Annotated in this window: 9 protein-coding genes; 4 read left to right on the plus strand and 5 right to left on the minus strand. The window is 62.4% G+C overall.

Going from position 1 to position 12,960, the window contains the following annotated elements; all coding sequences use genetic code 11:
- Positions 1-58: 58 nt before the first annotated feature.
- Positions 59-1,150 carry a hypothetical protein gene (locus tag SIN04_RS05650; RefSeq protein WP_341264282.1) on the plus strand — a complete coding sequence of 364 codons (1,092 nt, stop codon included), beginning with the start codon at positions 59-61 and terminating at the stop codon, positions 1,148-1,150.
- Positions 1,147-4,335, plus strand: coding sequence for an efflux RND transporter permease subunit (locus SIN04_RS05655; RefSeq protein WP_341264283.1), 3,189 nt, complete (start codon positions 1,147-1,149; stop codon positions 4,333-4,335). The genes SIN04_RS05650 and SIN04_RS05655 overlap by 4 nt, the downstream gene beginning before the upstream one ends.
- A 72-nt stretch (positions 4,336-4,407) precedes the next feature.
- Here SIN04_RS05655 and SIN04_RS05660 read toward each other — a convergent pair whose 3' ends face one another.
- From SIN04_RS05660 to SIN04_RS05675, 4 genes are all read right to left on the minus strand, one after another.
- Positions 4,408-4,998: a TetR/AcrR family transcriptional regulator gene (locus tag SIN04_RS05660; protein WP_134487089.1), complete on the minus strand. Its 591-nt coding sequence runs from the start codon at positions 4,996-4,998 to the stop codon at positions 4,408-4,410.
- A 359-nt stretch (positions 4,999-5,357) separates the two neighbouring features.
- Entirely contained in the window at positions 5,358-6,818 is a 1,461-nt protein-coding gene (locus SIN04_RS05665; protein ID WP_134487092.1) for a GntP family permease, read from the minus strand.
- A 3-nt stretch (positions 6,819-6,821) separates the two neighbouring features.
- Complete coding sequence (locus SIN04_RS05670) at positions 6,822-7,862, minus strand: patatin-like phospholipase family protein (RefSeq protein WP_134487095.1); 1,041 nt, start codon at positions 7,860-7,862, stop codon at positions 6,822-6,824.
- A gap of 368 nt (positions 7,863-8,230) precedes the next feature.
- Entirely contained in the window at positions 8,231-9,292 is a 1,062-nt protein-coding gene (locus SIN04_RS05675; RefSeq protein ID WP_134487098.1) for an AI-2E family transporter, read from the minus strand.
- A gap of 106 nt (positions 9,293-9,398) precedes the next feature.
- Here SIN04_RS05675 and SIN04_RS05680 point away from each other — a divergent pair, with 106 nt between their 5' ends.
- A complete protein-coding gene (locus SIN04_RS05680; protein WP_134487101.1) occupies positions 9,399-9,944 on the plus strand; it encodes a DUF1269 domain-containing protein in 546 nt (181 codons plus the stop codon).
- Between the two features lie 37 nt (positions 9,945-9,981).
- On the opposite strand, the gene SIN04_RS05685 is transcribed toward SIN04_RS05680, so the two are convergent.
- Positions 9,982-11,472: an alpha/beta hydrolase gene (locus SIN04_RS05685; RefSeq protein WP_423135996.1), complete on the minus strand. Its 1,491-nt coding sequence runs from the start codon at positions 11,470-11,472 to the stop codon at positions 9,982-9,984.
- Positions 11,473-11,696: 224 nt separating this feature from the next.
- Between SIN04_RS05685 and SIN04_RS05690 the strand changes: the two genes are divergently transcribed.
- Positions 11,697-12,956: an alpha/beta hydrolase gene (locus SIN04_RS05690; RefSeq protein WP_423135997.1), complete on the plus strand. Its 1,260-nt coding sequence runs from the start codon at positions 11,697-11,699 to the stop codon at positions 12,954-12,956.
- Positions 12,957-12,960 lie beyond the last annotated feature (4 nt).

The following is a 12,960-nucleotide window of genomic DNA, read 5'->3' on the forward strand; positions in this document are numbered from 1 at the left end:
CAAAAGAAACGCAATTCGGCGCAAAGTCAGCCGGGAAAAATTCCCGGGAAAAAGGAAAATGTCATCTGGGACGAGGTCGATCTTCGGGCGCGCCGTTCTCCGGGCTGTGCGCGGCGTGGCCGTGACGGCCGCCGTCCTGACCGCCGGCGTGTTTTTGGTATCAAACTTCCAGCCGTCAGAGCCTGCCGGCTCCAGCGACGCTGACGACGCGCCGAAGGCGGTGGCGCAATCGTCTTCGCCGGGAAGCGAAGCGGCGGTCGTGAAGCTGGATTCCGGCGGCCAGGAGAAGGGCGGGATCGAAACGGCGGCTCCAAAGGAGATCGCCTATCAGGGTCAGACGCGCGCCTATGGCTCGATTCTGCCGCTGGACCGGCTGACGAGCCTTTACAACGCCTCCCTCGCCGCATCGGCGCAGCTTAAGTCGGCGCAGGTCAAACTGTCGGCATCGAGGACCGCGAGCGAGCGTGCGCAAAATCTGCTTAAGGTATTTCCGACAGCCGTCGCGCAGGCCGAATCGGCCGAGGCCACCTACAAAATCGACGCCGCCGCGTTCGAGGCCGTGCAGGCGGAGGGAGAGGCTGTTAGAAACACCGCGATCCAGGAATGGGGACTGATCCTCGGCCAGGCCATTGTCGCGAGATCGCCTCTGGCGGAAGGGCTTGTGCTTCGCAAGTCGGCTTTGATTCAGCTGTCGCTGCCGCCTGGCGCGACGATCGCGGCTCCGGCCCGGATCAGCGTGACGCTGGGCGGCGGATCGACCGCCGAAGCGGACTTCGTCTCCGAGGCCGCGCGGGCCGATCCCAAGGTCCCGAACGTCAGCTATCTCTATAAGATACCCATGGCGCCCGGCGCCCTGGCTGGAATGAGCGTGCTCGCGTATTTGCCGAACGGCGCCGCCAAACCCGGCGTCGGCATACCCCCCTCAGCGGTTATCTGGCAGGCGGGAAAGGCCTGGATCTATGTCCGGGCCGGGTCGGACAGGTTTGAGCGCCGCGCGATCGGCGAAGAGGCGGCCCCGACCGCAGACGGCGGTTATGTGTTGCCGGCGACAAGCCTGCAGCATGACAAGCTGATTGTCGTCGCCGGCGCGCAAACGCTGCTGTCGGAGGAATCGAAATCACAGATTCCATCCGACGAGGACAGCAATTGACCGCAGACGGCGTCTTCGAACGACCGCGCACCGGATTCCAGGCCGCGATCATTGGGGCGGCGATCAGGTTTCGCCGGATCGTCGTCGCCCTGAGCTTTCTGCTTCTCGGATATGGCGCTCTTTCGGTCACCCAGGCGAAATACGACGTCTTTCCTGAATTTGCTCCACCTCAGGTCGGCATCCAGACGGAGGCGCCGGGCCTCGCCGCGGAGGAGATTGAAGTTCTGGTCACGCAACCGCTGGAGAACGCAATCAGCGGGGTTTCCGGAATTCAGATGCTGCGCTCCTCGTCGAGCCAGGGGCTATCCGTCGTCAACGTGACCTTTGATCCGGGCAGCAATATCTATCTCGACCGCCAGGTCGTCGCCGAGCGCCTCGCTTACGCGACGCAGCAGCTTCCGGCCGGCGTGAAGCCTCCCGTCCTGACGCCGCTCACCTCGTCGAGCAGCACGGTCCTTGTGGCCGGCCTGACATCGAAGACGAAAAGTCTCATGGATATACGGACAGTGGCGGACTGGACCGTGCGCCTCCGGCTCCTCGCCGTGCCGGGAGTGTCCAAGGTTGCTGTCTTCGGCGGCGAGGTCCGGTCGATACAGGTGCAGGTCCATCCCGGCGATCTCGTGCGCTATGGGGTCGGGCTCGAAGATGTCGTCGCGGCCTCGCGCAAGGCCACCGCGGTCCGCGGCGCGGGCTTTCTCGATACGCCCAACCAGCGCATCATCTTTCGCAGCGAGGGACAGGCGGTGACGCCGGCGGAGGTCGGACGCACCGTCGTTACGACCAGTGGCGCCGCAAGCGTCGTCCTGTCAGACGTTGCGACCGTCGCTGATGCGCCGGAGCCCGCGATCGGCGCGGCGACGATCATGGGCCGGCCGGGTGTCGTTTTCGTCATCTCGGCGCAGTTCGGGACGAACACGCTGGACGTCACGAAGCGCGTGGAGGAGACGCTTGCGACGCTAAGGCCCGCGCTGGAGGCTCAGGGCATAGATCTCGACGCGACCCTTTTCCGTCCTGCGACCTTTATCGACGTCGCGACGAAGAGCGTGCGCGACGCGCTTTTGCTCGGCGGCGTCTTCGTGATCGTCGTGCTTTTTCTCTTTCTGTTCGACATCAGGACCGCGGCGATCTCTTGCATCGCAATCCCATTGTCGCTTTTGGCCGCCGTCATCGTGCTGAACAGCCTTGGTATAACGCTGAATACGATGACCCTCGGCGGCCTCGCGATTGCGATTGGCGAAGTCGTTGACGACGCCGTCATCGACGTGGAAAACATCGTGCGGCGTCTGCGCGAGAATCGGCACGCGGCGCGGCCAAGACCCGCCGCGAGCGTCGTCCTCGACGCTTCGCTGGAAGTGCGCAGCGCCGTCGTCTACGCGACCTTCATCGTGCTGCTTGTTTTCATCCCCGTGCTCACCCTGCCAGGGATCGCCGGCCGCTTCTTCGCCCCTCTCGGCCTTGCTTACATTCTCGCGCTGCTCGCCTCCCTGATCATCGCGCTCACCGTCACGCCGGCGCTCTGCATGATGCTTCTCACGGGACGCGGCGGCGCGGACGAAGCATCGCGGCATGCGCCCCCTCTGGTTCGATGGATGCGCGAGCCTTACGAGCGCCTTCTCGGCAGAATCGCAAAACGGCCGACCGCGGTGATGCTGACCACCGCCGCCCTCACGCTCGGCGGCGCCGCGCTGCTGCCCTTCTTCGGCAGCGCGTTCCTTCCCGAATTCAAGGAGGGTCACTATACATTGCATATGTCGGCCGTCCCAGGCACGTCGATCGCGGAATCCGAACGCCTCGGCCTCCTCGTCACCTCAGCTCTCGTTAACGTGCCGGCAGTCCGGTCGATTTCGCAGCGCGTCGGCCGGGCCGAATCAGCCGACGACACCTGGGGACCTAATTACAGCGAGATCGAAGTCGACCTGCGAGCCGGGCTGTCGGGCGCCGAATTGAGCAAAGCGGACGCCGACATAAGAACGGCGCTTCAGGGCTTTCCCGGCCTCAACTTCTCTTTGAAGCCGTTCCTGACCGAACGCGTCGAGGAGACGCTCTCGGGCTATACCGCGGCGGTCGCGGCCAACATTTATGGGAACGACCTCGACGAGCTCGACGGCGTGGCGAAGAACGTCGCCGCCGTTATGGCGAGCGTGCGCGGCGCGAGGGACGTGCGCCTGCGAACGCCCGCCGCGACGCCGCAGCTCACCATCAGGCTGCGTGACGAAGATCTCGTCAGGTGGGGCCTCGATGCCGTCGATGTGCTCGATATCGTACGGACCGCTTATCAGGGCGACGTCGTCGGGCAGGCGTACGAAGGGCATCGCGCCTTCAACGTCATAACGCTGCTCGACGCTGAAAGCCGCAACAGCGTGGCCAAGATCGCGGATCTTCCTCTGCGGACGCGCAGCGGAGCCTACGTTCCTTTGGGTCAGATCGCCGATGTGAGCCAGACCACCGGCCGATATCAGGTGGATCACTTCGGCGCCCACCGCCTTCAGACCGTGACCGCCGATGTCGTTGGCGGCGACGTTGTCTCCTACGTCGCCGAGGCGCAGAAAGCGGTGTCGGCGAAAGTCCGGTTGCCGCCGGGCGTCTATGTGGAGTTCGCGGGCTCCGCCGAGGCGCAGGCGCACGCGCGCCGCGATTTGGTCGTGCATTCTCTCATGGCCTTCGCGGGCGTCCTTCTTCTCCTGTCGCTCATCACCAGGAACTGGCGCAATCTCGTTCTCATCCTCGTCAATATTCCGTTCGCGCTCGTCGGCGGGGTGGTCGTGATCTATTTCACCGGCGCCATACTGACCATCGGGTCGATGGTGGGCTTCGTCGCGCTCTTCGGCATCTCCCTGCGCAACTCCATCATGATGATTTCGCACTACGAGCATCTGGTGAGCGTGGACGGCATGCGATGGGGGCCGCAAGCGGCCGTCAAGGGAGCCGGGGACAGGCTGACGCCGATCGTGCTGACATCTCTCGTCACCGCTCTTGGCTTGCTGCCGCTCGCAGCCGGCATGGGCGAGCCGGGCCGCGAGATCCAGGGTCCGATGGCGCTGGTCATTCTGGGCGGCCTTTTCAGCTCCTCGGCGCTGAACCTTCTCGTTCTGCCAACGCTAGCCTTGCATTTCGGCCGATTTAAGCCGCCAGGAACCATGCAGTTGCCCTTCGACCGGACTGACGCCAAGCTGGCTCCGCCTTAATATATGCGAGACGCCGCCATGGGCGCGGTAATCGCCTCCGATTGCCGCCTGTGGACCCATCGGCGTCCCCGCTCAGCCAAGCGCTGCGAGACAAAAATCAATCATCTGATCGACGGTCGGCTCCGGCTCCTGCTCGCGTTCGAGCATGAGCCGCGGATGGCAAAATTGCAGGCAGGCGCTGCGCACGAGCATCGCCGCGAGTTCGGGATCGCTGACATGGAACTCCCCCTCTCTCGCGCCCTGGGCTATGACTTCGCCCAGCGATTTGTCCAGTTTCTCCACATGTTCATGCACAATTGGCCAGTTCTCATTGAATGCCGTTTCGACAAGTTCGAACAGCTTTCGATTGGAGCGCAAGCGCTGTGCAAAGGCCTCTCTGATCGCGATCACGATTTCGCGCAGTCTTTGACGGGCCGACTCTGATTGGCTGACGATATCGCCGACCGTCGTCTCGATTTCGCTCAGAAGGCGGCGTCCGACCGCCTCATTGATCTCGGCCTTTGATGAGAAAAAGCGATAGACGTTGGCAGGCGACATATGTAGTTCATGCGCGATGTCGGCGACGGTCGTTTTTTGAAATCCGACTCCGGCGAACAAACGCTCCGCAACATCGACAATGTTGAGATAAGTGTCATGCTCTCTCAGATCAAACGAGTTTTTCATCCCGCAATCCAAATAAGCTTGAGAAGCAAACAGCGCTATGACCGATTATGAATAACCTATTTTGTCAGAACTGTCTGATTTTCCCAATGAAGAAATTGTCATACTGATCTAGAATGCCTGATTTCCAAAGCGCTGCTTTTCGTTATATTGTACTGTCCGTCGCCGTAAAAATGAATAGGCGAAAAATCTACCTAGCGATCCGGTAAGGGGAGCTGAATCGGCCCCGGCGATGGCCTGCTGCAAACTGGCTGCGTTCTGCCGCGGCCGTCCGACATAGCCCTGATAGCTTGGATCGTCAGCGGCATGAGGTTCAGTTCGCATGGAGCCTTGGCGCAATCACGAACGCGCCTTTGCCTGCTCTAAAAGGATCCGAACGCTGTCCCCAGCGCGATCACGGCGACAAGCCCGAGAATGGCGCCGACGATCGCAACCATGACGATGTCAAAATAGCTTTCGCGGTGTGTTGAACCGCAGACCGCGAGCAGCGTGACGACCGCGCCATTATGCGGCAGGCTGTCGAGCGTGCCTGCGCCGATCACCGCGACCCGATGCATCAGCGCCGGGTCGATGCCCTGTTGGGCGGCGACCTTCATATAGGCGTCGCCGAGCGCCTCGAGTGCGATGGTGAGGCCGCCCGAGGCCGAACCGGTGAGAGACGCAAGCACATTCGTCGCCACCGCGAGCGACACCAGAGGACCACCCTCGATGCCGAGCACCCAGTCGCGCACTATGGCGAAGGCCGGCAGCGCCGCCACGACCGAGCCGAAGCCGACGAGGCTGGCGACGCTGAGGACGGGGAGGGCGGACGCATTGGCGCCGGCGTCCATGGTTGCGCGCAGCGTCGGCAGGCGCCGGTAGTTGACGGCGATCAGCACGACGATCGCGGCAAAGAGCGCCGTCACGACGGCCCAGACGCCGCCTACGGCGGCCAGCGACGTCCCACCCCAGGCTTCGTCGGCGAGATAGGACGCGTCGAGCCGAGGCAGGATAAATAGCGACATCAATAAATTGACGCCAACCACGATGATCAGCGGCAAAACAGCCAAGCCGATCGGCGGCCCGCCGACGCTCCGATCGCCATGCTTGATCTCGGCGGGATCAAAGGAGCCCGAGGTCGTGGCGCGCTCGCGGACGGTCAGATCCTCGGCCGCATGCTCCGCGGCGGCGCCTGTGGCGGCGTCCTCCCCGTAGCCTTCGCCCTTGGTGCGCGCCTTGGCCTCCGCGCGCCCGAGCCACCAGAGCCCGAAGCCGAGCATGATGACTGATGCGATAACGCCAAGGCCCGGCGCGGCGAAGGGGGTGGTTCCGAAAAACGGCATCGGAATGGCGTTCTGGATCGCCGGCGTTCCCGGCAGCGCCGACATGGTGAAGGTGGATGTGCCGAGCGCGATCGCCGCCGGCATCAAGCGTTTGGGGATCGCCGCGGTGCGAAACAGCGCATGCGCCATTGGCGCCAGCACGAAAAATGCGACGAAGAGGCTGACGCCGCCATAGGTGACGAGCGCGCCCGCGAGCACGACGGCCAGCACGGCGCGCTGTGGTCCAAGCCGCAAGGTCATGAAGTTCGCGATCGCAGTGACCGAGCCGCTGTCCTCCATAAGCTTGCCGAACAGCGCGCCGAGAAGAAAAATCGGGAAGAACTGCATGATGAAGCGCGCTGCGCTCCCCATGAAGGTTTGCGTCCAATGGGCGAGCAGCGGCTCCCCGGCCAATCCGGCCGCGAGCACAGCGGCGGCGGGGGCGAGCAAAAGCACGCTCCAGCCCCGATAAGCCAACCAGATGAGGAGGCCGAGAGCGACCAGGATGCCGAGAAGTCCCATGCGTTAAATTCCTTCGAGAAGAACGTCCAGGTCGAAGGTAGAGCGACGTCCAAGATCCAGCGCATGGGCCTCCAGAAAGTTCTGGGCGGATTTTCGTCCTTCATCGCGCAGCATCGAAAAAAAGGCCCATTCGGCATTGAGCTTCGAGGATGCCCCAAGCTCGGTCATGATGTCGTTCCTGACGAGGTGAATGCGCATGCTGGCCCAAAGCGCGCCTTCGCCGTCGCCCGGATCCGCGACTTTCCGCAACAGCGCCATCATGCGCAGCTCCTTCAGCGTAACGGCGTTGAATGACACCTCATTGAGACGGTTCAAGATTTCCGCGGCGGTGCGCGGCACGCCTTTGCGCTCGACCGGATTGATCGGTATCAAAATGGTGTCGTGCGATTTGCACTCCCGCACCAGAGTGGAGAGCGTAGGGTTGCCGGAATAGCCGCCGTCCCAATAAGCCTCGCCATCGATCTCGACGGCCTGGAACATGGTCGGCAGACACGCCGAGGCGAGCAGCACATCGGGGGTAATGGCGCTATTCTTGAAGACCTTGCCTCGGCCCGTGCGAACATTGGTGGCGGTGACGAAGAGGTGGATCGGCGACTGCGCCAGCACCTCAAAATCGATAAGATCGGCCAGAATGTCACGCAAGGGGTTCGAGCCCCTCGGATTGAGATCGTAGGGCGAAAACAGCCGCGACATCAGATCCATTGCAACATAAATCGGCGAAGAGTCCAGCGTCCAGCGGCCAAGCAGCACATCGATCGGCCCGCGCTGGAATGGGCTGAAGCGCGCCGCGTCCGAGACGCGCCGCCAGAAGGCCTCGAGCGCCTCGCGTGCGCCCTCGGGGCCGCCCTTTTGATAGCCGTGAACCAGCACCGCCGCGTTCATGGCGCCGGCCGACGTTCCCGAAATGCCGTCAATTTCGAGCCACGGCTCCTCCAGCAAACGATCGAGCACGCCCCAGGAGAAAGCGCCATGCGCGCCGCCACCCTGCAACGCGAGATCGACAAGGATTGGATCGCGTGTGATTTTGGGTTGGGCCGCTTCCATTGACGTCTGACCTTGTGGGAGCCATCGGGACAAGCCATCTCGCTCCCGATATAAGTCACTCAAGCCAGAGCGTCACGCTTTTTTGCTGTGACGCGGACGGCTCGCGTACCGCCCAAGGGCGGAAGTCTGCGCCGCCCCCGAGGAGGGGAGAAACCAGCGAACGCCGCTAAGTCTGCGCAAAAGAGAAGGCCGAGCGAGCATCGGGTTCGATTTCTAATGATTGAAACCTCAGTCGCTGTGACGCAGGCGCCCAAAGGCGTTCGCCGCCGCACGATCATGAAAGGCTTATGGCCGGCGGGGCAGGTTAAGCAGGTTGGGGCGCGGCGACGAAGAGCGTAGAATTTCAATCCTATGCGCCCCGTCCCAAATTAGCGGCTGGGGATCGATGTTTCGGGCGGCGCGGGCTTATCGTCAGGGGCTCGCCCCGAAAGCAGGATTGCGATCCAGCGGCTGCTTGGAAATTGCTCACAGACGGTGAGACACGCAATTGCGATCGGAACGCCGATGAAGGTTCCTGGCAGGCCCCAGATGAAGCCCCAGAAGAACACCGAAAAAACGACGAGAAAGGGCGAGATGGCGAGGGTCTTCGCCGTAAACAGCGGTTCGAAATAACTGCCGATGAGGAACTGGACTACGCTTAGCGTCGCGAGGACGAAAAGAGCCGTTTCCCATGATCCGGTTTGAGCGAATGCGAACAGAGCCGGGAGCAGCGTTGCGATCAGCGGCCCGATGAAGGGGATGTAGTTCAGCGCGAATGCGATCACGCCCCAGGCGGCGGCCGGTTCAAGGCCGACGGCAAGACAGAATCCCCAAACCACAAGCCCGGTCAAAATGCTCGCTATGGTGCGCACCAGCATGTAGCGGCGGAATTTTTTTGCAATTTTGGCGATGGCGGCGAGGAGCCTTGCGCCATTGGTCTCATTTCCGAGCGATTGCAGATTCTGGGCGAATTCCTCGGCTTCGAGAAGACCCATCGCCATGAAGATGAACACGAGAAGAGAGAAGGCCACCAGTGTGTTGACGCGGACGGCGATCTCCTGAAAGACGCGCAAAAGCCAGATCACATTGAAGCGCTCGGCGACCATTGCGACGATGAAAATATCATGCAATTCGAGCCACTGCGTTCCCGCCACGTAAAGGCTTTGAAAGCGGTCGAAGTTCTGGCTGAGCCATTGTGCGATGAGACCGCCGCCCCACACGACGATCGAGGCGAGCTTGACGACGATGATCACCGTCACAAGAACCGTTACGATCAGCGCGAGGCCGCGCGGGATCCACCTTTGCAGCGCCTTTTGCAGGGGCCAAACCAGCGCGATGGCGAAGAGCGCAAAAGCGACCGGTTCAAAAACGGCGGGGGCGAAATAAAGCGCCTCCACGATCAGAAATGCGATGATCAACGCGCATGCGATGCGAACGACATTATTGTCCATGTTTCATTCCCCCATTCGATGCGCAAGGCGACCGGCTTGAAAAAAAGAAAGTGGCGGCGCATGTTGCCTCGCCGTTCCGGCACATGCGCATCCAGGGTGATTTCCGATGTCCGATCTCGTCGTCATTGTCTATCCAACTGAGGAGAAAGCCGAGGAAGTGCGCAAGCGCCTCTTCGAGCTGCAAAAGGAATATCTGATCAAGCTCGGGGACGCCGTCATCGCCACCAAATCCCCCGATGGCCAGATCAAGCTGCACCAGGTCGTCAATACAACAGCCGCCGGCGCTGTTTCCGGCAGCTTCTGGGGCCTCCTCGTCGGGATTCTCTTCCTCAATCCGCTTCTCGGCGCGGCTTTGGGAGCCGCGGGCGGCGCTCTTGGCGGCGCGCTCACGGACGTCGGCATCAATGATGATTTCATGAAGCAACTCGCGGAAAGCATCCAGCCCGGCAACGCCGCTCTGTTCGTGCTCATAGAGGATATGACCGGGGACAAGGTCATCGCGCAGATCAAGGACTATGGCGGCGTCGTGCTGAAGACGTCGTTCGATGAAACCAAAGAGCAGATGCTTCGCAACGCTCTCGCCAGCGCCACGGCCGCCGCCGCCGCGGCTCCGGCTCCGGCTGAAGTCCCGGCGGGCGGCGCTTCATCCTGAGGCGCGGCACATCCCAGGGAGGCGTTGCGACAGCGCATCAAGGCGGCGCCGCCGCCTTGACCGGCTCTTTTGCCGCTCCCAGGTGAAGGCCTTCTTCGATCCTTGCGATCATGTAGGGAAAGAAGGGGTTGGATGACATACGCAGAATTGAATCCAGGCTGATGATGAGAGTCCCGCGCTCGCCGCGCGGGGCGATAGCGCCAAGGTTGAGACCGAAGTTTTCTGTTGGATCCGGCTGCAATCCATAAAGTGAATCGCTGATCGGAAATGGCAGGGCGACATGCGACAGAGAATAGACGCCGGGCGGATAGAAAAGCCCGAGCGGGCGTGAGGCTTCGCTGACCGCGCCGGCCTCGGTGACGCGTTCAACGGCCTCGCTGCTATCTGCGTTCGCATTGGCGATGATCGCCGTTCTGAACAGCCGCGGCGGCTGCGGCAGGAGACGCGACAAGGCCGTCTCCGACGCGGTCCGCAAAAGTTGGCCAAATTTGGCGCTCCGGTTCAGATCAAACAGCACGAGTTCGCTTCCGTTCGATGGAAGCTGCGCGTAAAGCGACGATATGATTGCGCGCGTCGAGACAGTGAAATCGACGACCGACTGAAAGGTCAGAAGCGGCGCGAGCCGATCGAGCCGCTTTTCCCGCGCGAGGCGGGTGATCTCCTGCTGCAGCACGTGCGTCAGCAAATAGGATTGCCGCGCTCCATTCACCGGAAAAGAATTGTATTTGAACGGATTGAACTCCGGCAGCACGCTGAGCCACGCCGCCTTTGCAAAGGCTGGAAGCACGGACGGCAGCGCCGCCCATCCGGCGAAGCGCGCAAATCGCGTGATGCCGACCATCGGGGAAATAAGCACAATGCGATCCGGGCGCGTCAGGCGCGGATCCTCGATGGCGTCGAGGGCATATTTCAGCGCGAGCGCCCCGCCGTTCGAGAAGCCGACGAGATGCAGCGGCAGCGTCGGACCGATCCGCCGTCGCGCTTCCCTGACCGCAAGCCGCGTCGCCGCCATCCAGTCCTGCCATTCGACGTCGGTGAGGGCGCTCGGAACCGTGCCGTGCGCCGGCAGGCGGATGGCGACCGATACGAAGCCATGGTCGCGATAGGTTCTCGCTATGTGGCGCAGACTATAGGGCGAATCCGTCAGTCCGTGCAGCAGCACGACGGCGCCGAGCGGCGCGCCCTCGGGCTCCAGCTCATAGGAGCGGTTCCAGTCCTGCGCAAAACCTTCCGGATAGACGGGACTGCCTGCGAAATAGCGATTGACCGGGATACGCTCGTCAGCATCGAGTTTATCCGTCACTTCCCGCCGGACGTCCGCGAAGATTTTATCCTCGGCGCTGAGATAATCCGTCCAGCTCGCGTGGTCGATCGCCTCGGCCGTCAGCTCGTGCGGCGCGTAAGTGTGCCAGAGCTCGAGAGGCGCCCCGCGCTGCGAGGCGTAAATACGGGCGCCGAGCAACGTCACGGCGATCAAAGCGAGAGCCATCGCGCCCCGCTTCGCGATCTTCATCAGCCGAGCACGCACGCTTTCTTATCCCTCCCGATCGCCAAAGGCCGGTTCGGCGCCTGATTTTCGCCGCGGCGACTCACGCTATCGCATGACGCGGAACACAAAACATGACGCCGCCCGCTGCGATAGACGGAAATGACGCGCCCGATCGGTTTTTGGACGCAGCGCCAAGCCAGGGGACGCAGCGCGCAGTTGGGCTTTGGCGCGAAGCGTTATGGGACGCTCAAGAATTTTGAGCTATGACAGAGCTTGAGTTCGATATTGACGCAGAGGGATCCATGCGCTTTGCAGCTCTCATTTTGGTCTGCGGCGTTTTAGCGGGGTGCGGTCGGCCGGCCGGCGTGCTGGCCCCCATCGAGGCCACCGTGCCGAATGCCGCGCGGGTTGATCTTCTCGTCGCGACGACGCGGGCGCCTTCAAAGGACCCTGGCATTCTTTTCTCGGGCGAACGCGAAACCAGGGTTGCGCTGACGGACATCACTGTCTCCATTCCGCCGGACGACCGGCGGCGAGTCGGTCAAATCCAGTGGCCGACAAGCCTGCCGCCTAATCCCGAGACCGATTTCGCGACGCTCAAGGTGACGCCGCTCACGGATGGCCGGCAACCGCAAGCCTGGTTGAAACAGCATCTGCCACGCAACCGTCGCGTGCTCGTCTTTGTGCACGGGTTCAACAATCATTTTGACGACGCCGTCTATCAGTTGGCGCAAATCGCGCACGATTCCGGCGCGGACGCCGCCCCGATCCTGTTCACCTGGCCGTCGCGCGGAAATATTTTCCAATATGTCTATGACCGGGAGAGCACGAACGCTTCCCGCGACGCGCTCGAAGAAATGCTACGAAACGTCGCGAAGGACCCGAGCGTCGGCGAAATCACCGTCATGGCGCATTCCATGGGCTCCTGGCTCGTCATGGAGGCGTTGCGCCAAATGTCGATCCGCGACGGCCGCGTGGCGGCGAAGGTGCGAAACGTCATTCTTGCGTCGCCGGATGTCGACGTCGATGTTTTTGCGACGCAATGGCGCGACATCGGGCAACCGCGTCCACGCCTGACCGTATTCGCGTCGCGAAATGACGCCGCGCTGCGCGTCTCGCGCCGCCTCGCCGGCGATGTCGACAGGCTGGGACAGATCGATCCAATGGCGGAGCCCTATCACTCGGCGCTGGAGAAATCGGGGATCGACGTGATCGACCTCAGCGCCCTTTCGGTCGCCGGCTCTCTCAATCACTCCAAATTCGCCGAGAATCCTGAGATCGTCCAACTCATTGGCAAAAGGTTGATCGCCGGCCAGACGCTGTCCGGCTCGGAGGCGACGCTCGGCGAGCGCGTCGGCGGCTTCGCCATGGGCGTCGGCCAGACGGTTGGCGGCGTCGCCGGCGTTGCGCTCAGCGCCCCGATCGCTGTCGTCGATCCGAATTCCCGGCGCGCCTATGACGATCAGCTGAAGCACCTCGGCGATGTCGTCGACGAAACAGTGGGAACCGCGACGGATCAATAGTCGG

The sequence above is a fragment of the Methylocella tundrae genome (assembly GCF_038024855.1).
In the GTDB taxonomy this organism is placed as follows: domain Bacteria; phylum Pseudomonadota; class Alphaproteobacteria; order Rhizobiales; family Beijerinckiaceae; genus Methylocapsa; species Methylocapsa tundrae.